Annotated in this window: 15 protein-coding genes; 8 read left to right on the top strand and 7 right to left on the bottom strand. The window is 61.8% G+C overall.

Annotated features, from left to right (window positions below):
* Both JO965_RS11885 and JO965_RS11890 read right to left on the bottom strand, forming a co-directional pair.
* The gene (locus JO965_RS11885; RefSeq protein WP_246776829.1) at positions 1-1,872 is read right to left on the bottom strand and encodes an amidohydrolase; all 1,872 of its coding nucleotides are present in this window, start codon (positions 1,870-1,872) and stop codon (positions 1-3) included.
* Positions 1,873-2,066: 194 nt separating this feature from the next.
* On the bottom strand, positions 2,067-2,747 hold the full coding sequence (locus tag JO965_RS11890; protein ID WP_203444156.1) for a hydrolase: 681 nt from the start codon (positions 2,745-2,747) through the stop codon (positions 2,067-2,069).
* 770 nt (positions 2,748-3,517) lie between these two features.
* On the opposite strand from JO965_RS11890, the gene JO965_RS11895 reads away from it, so the two are divergent.
* The 7 genes from JO965_RS11895 to JO965_RS11925 all read left to right on the top strand — a co-directional run bounded on the left by JO965_RS11895 (position 3,518) and on the right by JO965_RS11925 (position 10,577).
* The gene (locus tag JO965_RS11895) at positions 3,518-4,009 is read left to right on the top strand and encodes a GNAT family N-acetyltransferase (protein WP_203443811.1); all 492 of its coding nucleotides are present in this window, start codon (positions 3,518-3,520) and stop codon (positions 4,007-4,009) included.
* 45 nt (positions 4,010-4,054) lie between these two features.
* Positions 4,055-5,080, top strand: a complete 1,026-nt coding sequence (locus JO965_RS11900; protein ID WP_203443812.1) for a glycoside hydrolase family 3 N-terminal domain-containing protein — start codon at positions 4,055-4,057, stop codon at positions 5,078-5,080.
* A 44-nt stretch (positions 5,081-5,124) separates the two neighbouring features.
* A complete protein-coding gene (locus JO965_RS11905) occupies positions 5,125-6,777 on the top strand; it encodes an ABC transporter substrate-binding protein (protein ID WP_371826856.1) in 1,653 nt (550 codons plus the stop codon).
* A gap of 207 nt (positions 6,778-6,984) precedes the next feature.
* Positions 6,985-7,962, top strand: coding sequence for an ABC transporter permease (locus tag JO965_RS11910; protein ID WP_203443813.1), 978 nt, complete (start codon positions 6,985-6,987; stop codon positions 7,960-7,962).
* A 1-nt stretch (position 7,963) separates the two neighbouring features.
* A complete protein-coding gene (locus tag JO965_RS11915) occupies positions 7,964-8,854 on the top strand; it encodes an ABC transporter permease (RefSeq protein WP_371826857.1) in 891 nt (296 codons plus the stop codon).
* Complete coding sequence (locus tag JO965_RS11920; RefSeq protein WP_203444159.1) at positions 8,854-9,672, top strand: ABC transporter ATP-binding protein; 819 nt, start codon at positions 8,854-8,856, stop codon at positions 9,670-9,672. The genes JO965_RS11915 and JO965_RS11920 overlap by 1 nt, the downstream gene beginning before the upstream one ends.
* Positions 9,669-10,577 (top strand): ABC transporter ATP-binding protein, encoded by a 909-nt coding sequence (locus JO965_RS11925; RefSeq protein ID WP_203443814.1) that lies wholly within the window; start codon positions 9,669-9,671, stop codon positions 10,575-10,577. The genes JO965_RS11920 and JO965_RS11925 overlap by 4 nt, the downstream gene beginning before the upstream one ends.
* A gap of 90 nt (positions 10,578-10,667) precedes the next feature.
* Here the strand turns inward: JO965_RS11925 and JO965_RS11930 are convergent, their stop codons facing one another.
* The gene (locus JO965_RS11930) at positions 10,668-11,867 is read right to left on the bottom strand and encodes an aminotransferase class V-fold PLP-dependent enzyme (protein WP_203443815.1); all 1,200 of its coding nucleotides are present in this window, start codon (positions 11,865-11,867) and stop codon (positions 10,668-10,670) included.
* 127 nt (positions 11,868-11,994) lie between these two features.
* Here JO965_RS11930 and JO965_RS11935 point away from each other — a divergent pair, with 127 nt between their 5' ends.
* The gene (locus JO965_RS11935) at positions 11,995-12,798 is read left to right on the top strand and encodes an IclR family transcriptional regulator (protein WP_203443816.1); all 804 of its coding nucleotides are present in this window, start codon (positions 11,995-11,997) and stop codon (positions 12,796-12,798) included.
* 20 nt (positions 12,799-12,818) lie between these two features.
* Here JO965_RS11935 and JO965_RS11940 read toward each other — a convergent pair whose 3' ends face one another.
* The 4 genes from JO965_RS11940 to JO965_RS11955 are packed head-to-tail and all read right to left on the bottom strand — an operon-like array spanning position 12,819 to position 16,517.
* A complete protein-coding gene (locus JO965_RS11940) occupies positions 12,819-13,307 on the bottom strand; it encodes a RidA family protein (protein ID WP_203443817.1) in 489 nt (162 codons plus the stop codon).
* Positions 13,304-14,287, bottom strand: a complete 984-nt coding sequence (locus JO965_RS11945) for an ABC transporter ATP-binding protein (protein WP_203443818.1) — start codon at positions 14,285-14,287, stop codon at positions 13,304-13,306. Before JO965_RS11945 ends, JO965_RS11940 begins: the two co-directional genes overlap by 4 nt.
* On the bottom strand, positions 14,284-15,297 hold the full coding sequence (locus JO965_RS11950) for an ABC transporter ATP-binding protein (protein WP_203443819.1): 1,014 nt from the start codon (positions 15,295-15,297) through the stop codon (positions 14,284-14,286). Before JO965_RS11950 ends, JO965_RS11945 begins: the two co-directional genes overlap by 4 nt.
* Positions 15,294-16,517: an amidohydrolase/deacetylase family metallohydrolase gene (locus JO965_RS11955; RefSeq protein WP_203443820.1), complete on the bottom strand. Its 1,224-nt coding sequence runs from the start codon at positions 16,515-16,517 to the stop codon at positions 15,294-15,296. The genes JO965_RS11950 and JO965_RS11955 overlap by 4 nt, the downstream gene beginning before the upstream one ends.
* Positions 16,518-16,521: the final 4 nt, after the last annotated feature.

Consider the following 16,521-nt stretch of genomic DNA (forward strand, 5'->3'; position numbering starts at 1 on the left):
TCAGAACGCCCAGCAGGAGCAGCCGAGAGCGCCCCAGAAGGAGCGGGTGTCGGAGGCTGGCAGATTGGCGCCCCAGGCACTGGCATGGGAATGGCCATGCACTCCGCAACTATTGGCACAGGCGCACGCCGCCGCAGCAAACGCATATCGGCGTTCGTCGGGCTTGTCGGCCCGTTTCTGATATCCGCCATAGGTTCGCACCGGTGACCAGTCCGGCATCGGCGGGGGCAGGGACGGCGCGAGATCCTTGAACTCGGCATCGCCATGCACCGGCTTTCCACCGAGCAGAGTGAGAACGGACGTGATGTCCTGGATCGCATCCTCCGGGACCGAGAAATAGTCGTCGGACAGGACGGCCAGATCCGCCAGCTGTCCCGCCTTGATCTGTCCCTTCTTGCCGGTTTCGTTCGAGAACCAGGTGTTGGCCTCTGTCCACAGGTGCAGAGCGCTTTCCCGGTCGAGACGGTTCGCAGCCGGATAGAGCGTCAGCCCTCCGAGGGTCTTTCCCGTCACGAGCCAGGACAGGGAAACCCACGGGTTGTAGGAAGCCACACGGGTGGCATCGGTGCCCGCGCCTACGGGAACGCCTGCTTCCAGCATGCGGCGGATCGGCGGCGTACGTTCTGCAGCCTTGTCGCCATAGCGCTCCACGAAGTCCTCGCCCTGGAACGCCATCCGGTGTTGGACCGCAATGCCGCCGCCGAGAGCCGCGATGCGGTCGATGTTGCGGTCGTCGATGGTCTCGGCGTGGTCGAAGAACCAATGCAGGCCATCGAAGGGGATATCCCGGTTCACCTTCTCGAACACGTCGAGGGCCCGAGTGATCGTTTCGTTATAGGTGGCGTGCAGGCGCCATGGCCAGCGGTTCTCGACCAAGAGACGGACGACCGGTTCAAGGTCTCCCTCCATGGATGGCTGCATGTCGGGACGCTCGACCTTGAAGTCCTCGAAATCAGCGGCGGAATAGACCAGCATCTCGCCGGCGCCGTTGTGGCGATAGAGATCGTCACCATGGCCCGGCTTGACCTGCTTCGCCCAGGTATCGAAGTCCTTCAGTTCTTCCTTCGGCTTCTGGGTGAACAGGTTATAGGCGAGGCGCACCGTCAGGTGCCCTTCGCGATGCAGCTCCTCGATGATCGTGTAGTCATCCGGATAATTCTGAAATCCGCCGCCGGCATCGATCACGCCGGTCACGCCGAGCCGGTTTACCTCGCGCATGAAATGGCGCGACGAGTTCTTCTGGTATTCCGGTTGAAGCTTCGGGCCTTTCGCCAAGGTGGCGTAGAGGATCGTGGCATTGGGCTTTGCGATCAGCAGGCCCGTGGGGTTGCCTTGAGCGTCCCTTTGGATCTCGCCACCGGGAGGGTTCGGCGTGTCCTTGGTATAGCCGACAGCACGCAGGGCGGCTGCGTTCAGCAGGGCACGGTCATACAGGTGAAGGATGAAAACGGGTGTGTCGGGAGCGACAGCGTTGATTTCGTCGAGAATCGGAAGGCGTTTTTCGGCGAATTGATGCTCGCTGAAGCCGCCGACCACACGCACCCATTGCGGGGCCGGCGCGCGATCCACCTGCTCCTTGAGCATCCGCATGGCCTGAGATAGGGAGCGGACGCCATCCCAGCGCAGCTCCATGTTGTAGTTGAGACCGCCGCGGATGATGTGCATGTGGCTGTCGATCAGCCCCGGGATTACGCGTCGTCCCTTGAGATCGATGCGCTGCGTTTCGGGGCTGGCGAGAGGCATCACCTCGCTCTCGTCTCCGATCGCCATGAAGCGTCCATCCCGGATGGCCACCGCCGATGCTTCGGGCTTCTGGCGATCAAGGGTTGCGATCTTGCCGTTGAACAGGATCAGGTCGGCGGACGTGGGCATCGTCTGGGCCTCCAAGCCTTTGGGAAGAGCAAATCCAGCCCCGAATGCACCAATCCCGGCGACAATCGTGCGACGATTGTGAGTCATGGACATACCAGGTTTACACCCGTTTCTGCCGATCAAGGCAGACGAGGTGATGGTGAAGTTGCAGGGCAGGTCCGGATTATATCTCCCGCACCTGCCAGGATGGCAGATTATTCGGCCGCGACCGATGAGGCGGAGCCGTGTGCTCCTTCGCTCGCGCCGAACATGGTCTTGGCGTAGATGATGCCGAGCCCGTAGGCGCCGCCGAACTTCTTCGCGATGCCGGTCGTCATGTCGTAAGTCTCGGCGCGGGCCCAGTCGCGCTGCAGTTCCAGCAGGTATTGCAGCGCGGTCATCGGCCTGACGCCGGCCTGGATCATGCGCTCAACCGCCCGCTCATGCGCTTCCGTCGAAACGTCGCCGCAGGCATCGGTGACGACATAGACTTCAAAGCCCTGATCTAGCGCCGAGAGCGTCGGCCCGACGATGCAGACGGACGTCCAAAGTCCGGCGAAGACCAACCGGTCCTTCCCGATTCGATTCACCTCGTCGATGACAGCGGAATCCTCCCAGGTGTTCATCGATGTGCGATCGAGTAGCTTCTGATCCGGGAAAGCATCGGTAATCTCGGAAAACATCGGTCCCGAGAAGCTCTTTTCCGCAACCGTCGTCAGAATCGTCGGAACTTTGAAGCCCGCCGCAGCCTCAGCGATCAATGCAGCATTGTTGCGCAAATTCACCGCGTCGATGGACTTCGTGGCAAACGACATCTGCGACTGGAAATCGATGAGGATCAGCGCGTGATCGGTGGGGCTGACGAGCGTTGAACCGGGAGTGGGAGACGCTTTGATGGGCATGGCCAGTCCTGTTGCTGAGGGGATGCCGCAAAGTGATCCCCTGATTGCGAGGTGAAATCTTGCAGAACCTGAAACAGGCTTGGACGATTCTGTCGTCCCGTGGAGCATGCTGACGATGAATGGTAAAAGTGTGCAAGACAAGTGACCCTTGCTGTTATTACGGTATTACGAGCGACTTGCCGGACGTCAGATCATGGTCGGATGCGGCCATCATCACGGTGCGTTGATATCGAGCGACGCTGAGCATTTTATACGTGTCTCCTCGGGATGAGGCTCGTGAAGCGAATGCCGCCTCACGCGGAGCTACTTTGCCGAGGCCTTCCGCCGCTCGACGGGAATGAGTCTGCATCAGTATCTGACGCATATTCGCCTGCGGGAGCCCAAAAGCCTTCTGCTGTCCTCAACTTTGCTCTGGTCGACATCGCCCTCATCTGCGGCTTTGGCGAGCAGAGTTATTTCACACGCGTCTTTACCCGTTCCGTTGCCGCAAGCCCGGGTGCTTGGCGTCGAACAATGCTCCGATGACCCATTCTTGCGGATGACCGCCGTCAAAGACGATCGTCCCGCACCTGACGGCCTTCCTCCTTGACTGCCGCCAAACCTGCGTTTGCAACGCGCCTGGGCGTGCGCCCTCTCTTGCCGAACAAATCCATTAAAGGCTCGTCGGGTCGCTTGATGCAGTGGAGAACGTGCTTGACGGAATGGGCGGAGTTGATCCTAATAGTACACTATAAAAACAGATATGATGCAATTGTGGAATAGGCATGGGTGACCTGCTTGTCAGTCTATATGCTCCAGGGTTTGAAAGCCTCGGGCAGCCAACCGAGCGAACGGATCTGACGATCCGGCCGGTCCTTGCGCCTGAACGACACATCGTCGTCGATTGGATCCAACGGCACTTCAGCCAGAACTGGGCGAGTGAAGCCGCCGTCGCCATCGGACATCAGCCGTCCTCCTGTCTCATCGCCTTGAGCAAGGACGAGCTTGTCGGATTTGCGTGCTACGATGCGATTGCGCGAGGCTTCTTCGGGCCCACCGGGGTCGCAGAGGCGTCTCGGGGCAAAGGGATCGGCGCCGCATTGCTGCACAGTACGCTGCTTACCATGAAGAGCATGGGCTATGCCTATGCCATCATCGGCGATCCCGGTCCTACGCGCTTCTACATCGACACCGTCGGCGCGATTGAGATTCCGGCCTCAGGCAAGGGGATCTACACCAACATGCTGAGAACACCCAAACCGGCCGCCGTTCCATAGACGCTGTCGCGTGCGAAGCACTTCACCTCCAACACATAGAGTCCGATGTCCCAGAACGTCCCACTTGCTCTTTTCGTCGGCATTCCGAACCCGGTTCTCGATGCCGACGAGGTCGCGTTGTTTCGTGAGACAAATCCGTACGGCCTCTTCGTGGGGCGCCGCAACCTGAAGACGCCGGATCAGGTGAAGGCCCTGGTGGCACAATTCCGTGATGCCGTCGGACGGGACGATGCACCGATCTTCACCGATCAGGAGGGTGGGCGCGTGCAGCATCTCGACGCCGGCCCATGGCCGTCGTTCCGCTCGTTCCGCGACTTCTCTCGTCTTGCCGACCATGACATGGATCTCGCCAAGCACGCCTTACGCCTCTCCTCGCACGCCATGGGGACCATGATGACGGAGCTTGGACTGGCGAGCGGGTGCTCGCCCGTGCTCGATCTGGTCTTCGAGAGCACCAGTGCCGTGATCGGAGCACGCTCGTTCGGCCCGGATCCCGAGCGGGTCGCCGCGCTCGGTCGTGTCGTCGTCGACAGCCTGCTCGAGGTGGGCAACCTGCCGATCATGAAGCACATTCCCGGCCACGGACGCGCCACGGCCGACAGTCATAAAGAGCGCCCGGTAGTACGCGAAAGCCGTGCTGTCCTCGCGGCAACGGACTTCAAGCCGTTTCTGGATCTCATCGACACGCCCTGGGCCATGGTGTCCCACGTGGTTTACGCAGCCTATGACGAGGAACGGCCGGCTTCGATCTCGCCCGTCATCTGCAACGACGTCATACGGGGCGAACTCGGTTATCAGGGCGTGCTCATCTCCGATTGCCTGTTCATGGAATCGCTGCGCGGACCGTTGCCGGAGCGCGTTCGCCAGACGCTCGATGCCGGATGCGACATTGCCCTGCACAGCCATGGCACAACGGCGGAGAGCCTTGCGGCAGCGAGGGCCGCCCGTCCGCTTTCGGCGGAATCCCTGGCACGGATCGAGGCCGGAAAGCGGCGCCTCGGTTCGCTCAAAGTCGATGTTCGGCAGCTTCATGCGGAGGTCGAAGACATCTTCGCCCGTCTTCCGCAATAGAGCTGTCCAGGGCGTAATAAGTTGAATAAAAAGAGGGAAAATCAATGAAACGATCTTCAGCACTCCTGGCAATGACGATGCTGGGTGCCCTGACACTGCCCGCCGCCGCCCAGACCGTGCTCACGGTCAATGTCGAGCCTGCAACGACATGGGTGCGTAACTTCAATCCGTTCAATCAGACATCGGCTCGGCAGAGCACGCTCGACTTCATCTACGAGCCGCTGATCGTCTTCAACCGCTTCGACGACAACAGGCCGAATTACCGCCTTGCGGAGAGCTACAAGCTCGCCGAGGATCTCAAGAGCATTGAGTTCAAGCTGCGGGATGGCCTGAAATGGTCCGACGGGAAGCCGCTGACGGCGTCAGATGTCGTCTTCACCTACAATTACATCAAGCAATATCCGGCGCTGGATTTCGTCTCGATCTGGCAGTTCATCAGCGGGGTCGAGCAGGTCGACAAGCAGACCGTGCGCTTCACGCTTCGCCAGCCGAGCGCGCTTGCGGTCGACCGCCTGATCGCACTCCCGATCGTGCCCGAGCATGTCTGGAAGGACATCAAGGAGCCTGTCACCTTCGCCAACGAGACCCCGGTCGGCAGCGGCCCGATGACCGAGGTGACGCGCTTCACCCCGCAGACCTACGATCAATGCCGCAACCCGCATTACTGGGATGCGGCCCGTCTTGCCATCGACTGCATGCGCTTCCCACAGCTCGCCGACAACAATCAGATCCTGGCGGCGTCCGCCGGCGGTCAGCTCGATTGGGGCGTGGCCTTCCTGCCCGACGTGAAGAAGACTTTCGTCGCCAAGGACCCGCAGCATCACAAGTACTGGTATGCGGCAGGCAGCATGGTGGAGTTCCTGCTCAATCAGGAGACATCCAACGAGAACAATCGCAAGGCGTTCAAGGATCTCAACTTCCGCCGCGCGGTCAGCATGACCCTGGACCGCAAGGCCATGGTCGACGTGGCGGGCTATGGCTACCCGACGCTGAACGAAGACCCGACCGCCTTCGGCGAAGTCTACAAGATCTGGTCCGATCCGAAGGTGAAGGCGGAGCTCGGAAAATACACGACCTATGATCTCGATGGCGCCAAGGCGCTGCTCGACAAGGCCGGATATGTCGACAAGAACCGCGATGGCTTCCGCGACAACCCGGATGGCACGCCGATCGCCTTCAATATCATCGTGCCGAACTCCTGGAGCGACTGGATCGACACAGTGCAGATCGCCATCGAAGGGCTGCGCGAAGCCGGCATCAATGCCAGCATGGGAACGCCCGAGGAGGCCGTCTGGTCGCAGAACCTGATCAGCGGTTCCTTCGATGCTGCCATCAACAGCATTCCGGTCGCGGCCACCCCTTACTACATGTATCAGCGCGCCTTCACCAAGGCCGATGCCGGCAAGACGCGCTTCACGGCGCAGCGCTGGTTCAACGATGAGCTCGAAGGTCTGATCGTGAAATTCGCGCAGACGCCGGATCAGGCCCAGCAGAAGACCATCATGAACGGCGCGCAGCGGATCGTGGCGGAAAATCTCCCGTTCTTCCCTGTCTATAACAGCGCCACTTGGTATCAGTACAACACCAAGCGCTTCACGGGCTGGGCGAGCGGCGAGAACCCCTTCGTCAACCCGACGATCTCGCGCCAGAACCCGGCCCGGTTGCTCCATCTCCTGGCGCTCAAGCCGGTCAAGTGATCTAGCGCATCGTGCGGACCCAGAGGGCCGCGTCAGCGACCCGAAGGGCCACGCCAGTGAAAAGTGGCCCCGGTTTTCCGCGCCGAACGATGCGCACATCAAAGAAGAGAGCATCGGATGGATCCCAAAAGTGCAAATCCACTTTTGGGTCCGATGCTCTAGCGCAGTGGGGAAGCGGCTTGTCCGCTTCCCCAATTTGAGGTTTCGATGGCTTTTCTTTTCAGGCGCCTGGGATTTTATCTTGCGGCCTTTGTCGCCGCTGCGACCGTCAATTTCTTTCTGCCCAGGCTCATGCCCGGTGATCCGATCGAGATCATGTTTTCGAGCGCGGGGAGCGATCTCTCCGTTGAGAACCTCGAAGCCTTGAAGCTGACCTTCGGGTTTGTCGACGGTCCTCTCTGGCAGCAATATCTGACTTATCTGCAAAGTGTCTTCACGGGCGATCTCGGTCGATCCATCAAATACTTCCCGCTGCCCGTGACGGAATTGCTGGGCCGCGCGCTGATCTGGACCGTCGGCCTGATGGGAACCGCGACACTCATCAGCTTCACTCTGGGCACCGTGCTCGGCATCATGGCAGCCTGGAGGCGTGGGAGCACCTTCGACGTCGTCTTCTCCGTCGGGGCCATCATGGCGACATCGATGCCCGCCATGGTTCTGTCGCTGGTCGCCCTTTATATCTTCGGCTTCGAGCTCAAATGGTTTCCGACCGGCTATGCGGCCGACCCCGGACTGGATCCCGCTTTCTCGTGGCAATATCTGTCCAGCATCGTCCGGCATGGCATCCTTCCTGTCCTGACCCTGTCCATCGTGCTGACGGGCGGGTTCGTGGTGACCATGCGCAACAACATGATCAATCTTCTGGGCGAGGATTACATCGTCATGGCCCGGGCGAAGGGTTTGTCGGACAGTCGCGTGATGTTCTGGTATGCGGCGCGCAATGCGCTTCTGCCGACGGTGAGCAGTCTCGCCATCGCCATCGGGACCGTGCTGGGCGGATCCCTCGTCACGGAAGTCGTCTTCAACTATCCAGGGCTCGGCAACACCCTGTATCAGGCGATCCTCGCCCGGGATTATCCCGTGATCCAGGGACAATTGCTGATCATGACCCTTGCCATGCTCACGGCCAATTTCATCGTGGATGTCAGCTATGTCCTGCTGGATCCGCGGTTGCGGAGGGCCTGACATGGGGGCGGTTCTGAGAAGTTTTGGACATAATAAGAAAGCTCTGGTTGGCCTCGTCATCGTCGCGATCATCGTCGCTCTGGCGATCGCGGCGCCCTGGCTGACGGAGTACGATCCGACCCGGCGCGTCGGGCGCCCGCACCAGCCGCCGAGCTGGGACCATTGGCTCGGGACGACGCGCATCGGACAGGACGTGTTCTCACGTCTCCTTTACGGTGCCCGTACCTCGCTGGCGGTCGGCTTCGGTGCCGGCCTGCTGATCACGGCCGTCGGAACCGTCCTCGGGATCGTGGCAGGATACAGGGGAGGGCGCACGGACGAGGTCATCAGCTTTCTGACGAACATGGTGCTCGTGGTGCCGAACCTGCCGCTTCTTCTCGTTCTCGCGGCCTTCATCGGACAGGCGAGCCCCTGGGTGATAGCCCTGATCCTCGGTGTCACGTCCTGGGCCTGGGGCGCGCGGGTCACGCGTGCGGAGACCTTGTCCGTCAAGCAGAAGGACTTCGTGAAGTCGGCCGAGATGCTGGGCGAGCCGTCCTGGCGCATCATGCTGTTCGAGATTTTTCCCAATGTGATCTCCATCGTCGGGATCAACTTCGTCGGCAGCGTGATTTTCGCGGTCATCACGGAGGCCACCCTTGAATTCCTGGGGCTTGGCGATCCCAAGACCGTCTCCTGGGGCATGATGCTGTTCAACGCTCAGAATGCCTCGGCGCTGCAGGTGGGAGCCTGGTGGGACATCCTGAGCCCCTGTTTCGCCCTGATCGCCTTGGGAGCGGGACTGTCGCTGCTGAACTTTGCCGTCGATGAGATCGCCAATCCGCGCCTGCGCACGGGCAATACCTTGTCGCGCTGGTCCTTGATGATGCGTCGCAGGGAGGGCCGTCTATGATCGCCAATCCTCTGCTCTCCGTACAGAATCTCACCATCGACTACATCGGAGCGAAGACCGATTTCCGGGCCGTCGACAATGTCAGCTTCGATATCGCTCCAGGCGAGGTCTTCGGACTGGCCGGCGAGTCCGGCTGCGGCAAGAGCACGATCGCCTATGCGATCAACCGCCTGCACAAGCCGCCGGCTCTCATTCGGCAAGGCAGGATCCTCTTCGAGGGGCAGGATGTCCTCGACCTCGACGACAAGGCCCTCAAGGAGTTCCGCTGGCACAAGGTCGCCATGGTGTTCCAGAGCGCCATGAATTCCCTCAATCCGGTCCTGAGGGTGGAAGCTCAGTTTCACGACCTGCTGAAGCGGCATCGCGGGTACTCGAAGGCGCAGTCGCGGGAGCGCGCGGCCGAGATGCTGAGGCTCGTCGATATTCCGCCTGAGCGCATGCGCGACTACCCGCATCAATTCTCGGGCGGCATGCGCCAGCGCATCGTCATTGCCATCTGCATGGCTCTCGATCCCAAGCTCGTGGTGATGGATGAGCCGACGACCGCGCTCGATGTGGTCGTCCAGCGTGAGATCCTGCAGCGGATCGACGAGCTGCGCCGCAGCCGCGGCTTCTCGGTTCTGTTCATCACCCACGATCTCGGGCTGATGGTGCAGTTCTGCGACCGGATCGGCATCATGCTGCGCGGGAACTTGGTCGAGCAGGGCGCGTCCGAACAGATCTTCCACCGGCCGCAGCATGACTACACGAAGCAGCTCTGGGCTTCGTTCCCGACACTGCACGGGGATCCGATCAAGCTGGAAAGGGCATCAGGATGATGGTTCAGGAGCCGATCATCGCACTTGAACGGGTGAGCAAAAGCTTCGGGCTTGGCGGCAAGGCCGTGCGGGCCGCCCATGACATCACCTTTGCGCTGCATCCCGGACGAACCGTGGCGCTGGTCGGAGAATCCGGGAGCGGAAAGACCACCTGCGCCCGCCTCGTCATGCGCGAGTATCAGCCGGATGGCGGAAAGATCCTGTTTCGCGGCAAGGACCTGAATGAGAAGGGGGCCGTCAGCCTCAAGGAATACCGGCGCGCCATCCAGATGATCTTTCAGGATCCGTTCGCGTCGCTCAACCCGGCACATACGGTCGACTTCATCCTCCGACGTCCGCTCGCGCTCGGCCAGCCGCATCTCAAGGGAAGGGCGGTTGACGAGACGATCGCCAGCCTTTTGCGCCGCGTGGAGCTCGATCCCGATGCCGTCACGCACAAGCATCCGCACGAACTCTCCGGCGGGCAGCGACAGCGCATCAACATCGCCAGGACCCTCGCCATGGGCGCTCAGGTCATCGTCGCCGACGAGCCGACATCGATGCTGGACGTTTCAGTGCGGCTCGGTGTCCTGAACCTGCTCAATGAGATGAAACGGGACCTCGGGGTTGCGCTGCTCTACATCACCCACGATCTGGCGACCGCCCGCTATGTCGCCGAGGACATCCTCGTGATGTATGCGGGGCAGATCGTCGAGTGGGGGGATGTTCACCGGGTGCTGAGCAATCCGCAACACCCCTATACGCGCCTTCTCCTGTCGGCCGTGCCCAATCCCGAGATCCGCTTCGACAATCCGGGCGCGAGACTGGATCCGCGTGAGGTCGATGCCATCCGCAGAGGAGCCCAGCATCTTCAGGATCGCGTCATCGAGGTCGGGCCGGACCATTTTACCCGTCAGGCCGCCTGAATCCGCGACGGTGATCCAGCGAGACGTTGAGTGTGGCGAGCCGATCCGTTCTTCAGGTCCGGCTCGCCAGCTCACTCCTTGTTTTCTCGATCAGTCGGGCCAGCGCATGATCGCCTGAGAGGACCGATTGCGCCGGTTATCGAGCGGAGTGGCAATGATTTCATTCGATTGCCGGGCCTTCTCCAGTTCCTCGACGAGCCGTTCCGCGACAACGGTTTCCTGTCCCGGATGCAGGTTGCACGGGTCGAGATAGAAATAGCCGTGCTCGACCTCGTGGTCGCGAACGATGATCGGCGTGCGTCCGGACGCGAGAGCATCGGCGAGATCCCAGGCCGTGATGTGGGCTCCCTTGGGCTCGATGGCGACCTTGAGACGATCGAGCGGATTGTTGGTCGGGTCCGCCTCGCGGATCGGCGTCACGCCGGGGCGGCCGGAGAGCGTCTGCTCCCAGAGCTCCAGATACCGCGTCTCACGCTCGCGGACAGCCGCATGATCGCGCTTCTCCCAGGCTTCGAGAGCCGCGATGGTGCCGAGCATGCCTTCCTTGCCGACCTTCATGCCGCGGCCGATGCCCATGTTCTGCATGTAGGTGGCGCGCACGAGTTCGGTGCGGCCGGCCACGATGCCGCCGGTCGGGCCTCCGAGGAACTTATGGGAGGAATAGAGCGCGATGTCGGCGCCGGTGGCCAGGAAGCCCTTCAGGTCGTATTCCGAGGCTGCGTCGACGATCACCGGCACGCCGCGTGCATGGCAGATCTCGACGAATTCCTTGAGCGGGATCAGGCCGTACTGCACGGTGTGGTGCGACACGACGTAAACCGCAGCGGCGGTTCGCTCGTTGATCGCTCCATTGAGCTGGTAGCCATAGGCCGAGGTGGCCTGGCCCACGGGCACGACCTTCGCACCGGCAAGACGGATGCCCTGCTCGACAGGTGCGCCATAGCTGACCATGTGTCCCGTCATGAGCAGCACTTCGTTCTTCAGGCCCTCGGTATCGGGAAGTCGCTCAATCGCGGCGAGATTGCATCCGGTCATGGCGCCCGCAACCGCAAGCGTGATGGCCGCTGAGCAGGACGCTGTCACGAAACCGGCTTCCGTGTCGCAGAGGCGCGCGATCACACGGCTGGCCTTCTTCTGCATGTCGCCGATCTCGACGAATTGCGGAAGGATCGCCGAGACAGCGGCAACCGCTTCGGGCACGACGATGGATGCTCCGAGCGACGTCATGGTGCCGGATACGTTGATGACGGGGCGAAGGCCAAGGTCCGGCCGGATGTCTTTCTGTGTCATGGGGCTCTTTGTCTCTATGTTTTATGTTGCCGGAATGGCGTATATTCCATTATTGAGGAAGCGCATGATGAGATGCTGCCAGTCGTAGCGGTGGGCCGCAATTTCTGAAGATCCGGGGGAAGATCCAGTGGACACCAAATTTTCCGAGGCCGTGAACGCCAGTCCTGAGAAGCGCAGCCGTGGCGCGCGCGTCAGCGGGATCGACCGTGCCTTGCAGATTCTCGACTTCCTGCAGACGGAGATGAAGCCGGCCGGTGCCTATGCGGTGGCGAAGGCGGTGGGCGCTCCTTTGTCCACGGTCTATGTGATCATCGAGGACCTCGTGGAGAAGCGGCTTCTGCAAAGGCGGAACGACGGAACGGTCTGGCTTGGTCCTCGCCTCTATCATTACGGCCTGGCTTACGCCCAATCTCTCGATTTCCTCAACATCGCGACCCACGAAATGCAGGACCTGTGCCGAGAGGTGGAGGAAACCATCCAGATCTGCGGGCGCGACGGCGACCACATGGTTGTCATGGCCATGGCGGATGGTCCCGGTCATTTCCGGGTCACGTCCAAGGTCGGCTCGCGCGTGCCGCTGAACTGGACGGCCTCGGGACGCCTTCTTCTCGGTCATCTTCCTGACAAGGAACGGCTGGACGTCTTCAGGCACGCCTCGAAGGTGTCGCCTACGGGGCGAGCCAACACGAATCCCGAAGCTCTGTCCGAAGCTTCCGCGGCTGCCCTGCGCGAGCGCCTCTCGATCCAGATCAACGAGTCGGATTTCTCCGTGGCCTGCATCGCTTCGCCGATCTGCCAGCCTTCCGGAGAATGCGTTGCCACGATTTCCATCGTGCTTCCGGAGCATCGGGTCGTGCAGGATCGTGACCGCTACACCAACGCTGTCCGCGAGGCGGCCGAGAGGATCGAGACGACATTGGGCTGGCGCTGATCCACGCATGAGGAAAGATCTCATTCCTCGATAGCGACGATGGCTTCGATCTCGACCGTGATGTTGTTGGGGAGGGATCCGAAGCCGACGGCGGAGCGGGCGTGACGACCGGCCTCTCCGAAAACCGCCATCATGAGATCGGAGCATCCGTTGATCACCTTGGGATGCTCGCCGAAATCGGGCGCCGCATTCACCATGCCGAGCAGCTTCACGACGCGCTTCACCCGGGAGAGGTCGCCCAGGGCATCCTGCATGACGGCCAGAAGATTGATGCCGGTCAGCTTGGCATGCTCATAGGCCTTGTCCGCATCGACATCCACGCCGACCTTGCCCGTATGGAGAGAGCCATCCGCCTCCTGTGGTCCCTGGCCCGACAGGAACAAAAGGTTGCCTTCCTGAACATGGGTCACGAAATTGGCAATCGGGTTTGGAGGCTTGGGAAGCGCAATGCCCAACTCCTTCAGGCGCTCATAAGGATTCGGCGTCGTCAGGTATTGAACTTCGTTCACAATTTCAGTCCTTGAGAAATCACTTCAGGGTCGCCGTGGCGAATGCAGGCGACGTGATGGTCCGAGCCGATGTCCTCCAGGGGAGGAACGATCTCGGCACAGGCCTCGACGGCGTAACGGCAACGTGTCCGGAACACGCAACCGGATGGCGGATTGAGGGGGCTCGGAATATCGCCTTTCAAAACGATCCGCTGGCGGCTCGCTTCCGGGTCGGGCAAGGGTGCCGCCGAAAGGAGAGCCTGCGTATAGGGATGGCGCGGCATGGCGTAGATCTCGCGGCTGGGCCCGCGCTCCATGACACGCCCGAGATACATGACGACGACTTCATCGCAGAGATACTCCACCACCGACAGGTCGTGGGCGATGAAGAGCATCGTCAGGCCGAAATCCTGCTGCAGATCCTGGATCAGATTGAGCACTTGAGCCTGCACCGAGACATCGAGCGCCGAGACCGGCTCGTCCGCCACGATGAAATCGGGCTCCACCGCCAGGGCTCGTGCGATGCCGATGCGCTGCCGCTGTCCGCCGGAGAATTCATGCGGGAAACGACGCGCCGCATCCGGATTGAGGCCCACTCTCTGGAGAAGTTCGGCGATGCGGTCCCGCCGGGCGCTGCCCTTGACGGGGCGATGGATATCGAGCGCTTCGCCGATGATCTGATCGACCCGAAGGCGGGGATTGAGGCTCGAATAGGGATCCTGGAAAATGATCTGGAGCCGGCTGCGGTAGGCTCTCATCTCTCGTTCCGACAATGTGCGCAGATCGACACCGTCGAAGAGGATCCGCCCTTCATTGGGCTCGACGAGACGAAGGGTGCAGCGCCCGGCGGTGGTCTTGCCCGATCCGGATTCACCGACGAGGCCCACGATGGTCCCGCGTTTCACGTCGAAGCTGACGCCGTCGACGGCCTTGACCGTGCCGCTGCGGGTCTGGAACTGCTTGGTCAGCCCCTGGACGCTCAGGAGGGTTTCTGTGCTCATAGGGCCTCATGCCTCCAGCATCGGCTGAGATGGGAGGGGCCAGCCGTCATCAGCGGCGGCGCCTCGTCGCAATGCGGAATGCGATAGGAGCAGCGCGGGGCGAAGCTGCATCCCGGCGGAAGCGCGGTGACGCTGGGAACATTGCCCGGAATGGGATTGAGACGCAGCCGCTCGCCTGTGGCACTGCGATCCCGCGATGCGTTCGGGATGCAGGAGAGAAGGCCACGGGTATAGGGATGCTTCTGATGAGCGAAGAGGCTGGCGACCGGGCTCTTCTCGACCACGCGGCCGGTATACATGACCACCACGTCGTGAGCGATCTCCGCCACCACGCCGAGATTGTGCGTGATGAACAGGATGCTCATGCCGATCTCGCGCTGCAACCTGCGGAGCAGATCGAGGATCTGCGCCTGGATGGTCACGTCGAGAGCGGTCGTCGGCTCGTCCGCGATCAGGAGGTTGGGATTGCAGGACAGGGCGAGCGCGATCATCACGCGCTGGCGCATGCCGCCCGACATCTGATGCGGATATTCGTCGAGCCGGCGGTCGGCCGCAGGGATCTCGACGAGTTCGAGCATCTGTTTCGCGCGCTGGCGTGCCTCGGCGGCCGAAACAGGCTCGTGCAGCCTGATCATCTCCACGATCTGGTCGCCGACCGTATAGAGCGGGTTGAGGCTCGTCATCGGCTCCTGGAAGATCATGGCGATCTCCCGGCCGCGGATCGCCCGCATTTTGCGCTCGGGCAGGGTCGCGATGTCGATCACCTGGCCCTGGCTCGTGCGGTAGAGGATGTTACCGCCGACGATCCGGCCTGGAGACGACAGAAGACGCATGATCGACAGGCTGGTGACGGACTTCCCCGAGCCCGATTCACCGACGACCGCGACCGTCTCCCCGCGCTTCACGTCGAAGCTCACGCCATCGACCGACTTGGCGACACGGCTGCCGAGTTCAAAGTGAGTGCGCAGGTCCGAGACCTTGAGCACGGTATCGTCGGGAAGCTCCGTCATCGGGCGCTGATCCACCCGCAATGCGGGCAAGCGGAACTCTCCAGGGCGGATTTCCGGGGCGGGGTATAGCGGCTGGCCTTGATGGCCTCCTGGCCGAGGATGGTCCAGACGGGCTCGATCAGGCGCGACAGATGCGCGTTGTAGCCCATGGAATCGACGATCCGGAGATCGCTGTCATTGACCTCGAACACCGTGAACTCGGCCCGCGTGCCGGGGGAAAGCAGGTTCTCGGTGGGAAGGCCGATCACCTGCATCGGGGCCCGCGTCGAGGCGTCGATCACGGCCTCGAACGGCATGCCGACCGAGAGCAGCTTCGACATGGTGGTGCCCATGTCCCAGACGGGATTGTCGAGGGAGCGTGCGTGCAGGTCGGTTGAAATCGAGAAGGGCAGGAGGCCGCGCTCGATGGCGAGTTCGGCCACCTTGAACGAGAAGGAGGCGCCGCCATGACCCACATCGAGGCGGATGCCGTCCCTGGCGCAGCGTTGCGCCAGCTGGAACAGATCCTCGTCCTCCATGATGTTCGCCGCGGCCTTGCCGTTGAAGCAATGGGTCACCACGTCGCCGGGGCCCAGAACCTCGAGAACCTCGTCGAAGACCGGGGGCGGCTCGCCCACATGCACCATCAGCGGCAGCTTGAGGATCTTGGCCACCTTCTTGGCGATCTTCACGGGCGTGATGCCCCATGCGCCGACGATGACGCCGCTCGCCCGCACCTTGATGCCGATGATGATGTCGCGATTGGCTTCGACGCAGGCGATGGTGCGGTCGATATCGATCGACCGCATGTCGATCAGCTCGCTGACGCGGTTGCAGGCGACGAGACCGATCGAGCCGATGTTGAGGAAGGCCTTGATGCGCTCCTTGGCCGGCTCGATGATGTATTCGCGAAAGCCGTGAAAATTGGCTTCACCGGCGGATCCGGCGTCCACGATGGTCGTTACGCCGCGCTCGATGCCGCAGACCTGCGGCTTGATGGAGATGTCGGTGCCGCCATGCCAGACATGGGCATGCAGATCGACCCAGCCGGGCGAGACATAGGCTCCCTTGGCATCGATGCGGCGGGCGCCTTCAGGCGTCTGGAGCGAATGGCCGACGCCGGCAATCTTTCCGTCGCCGCCGATCAGAATGTCCGTGGCTTCCTGAGGCACGCCCTTGCCGAAGCCGACAGGCTTCACGCCCGAGATCAGCAGGGGAGACGCTTCTGCATGAAAAGTCATGAGA

The sequence above is a fragment of the Microvirga sp. VF16 genome (assembly GCF_016864375.1).
In the GTDB taxonomy this organism is placed as follows: Bacteria; Pseudomonadota; Alphaproteobacteria; order Rhizobiales; family Beijerinckiaceae; genus Microvirga.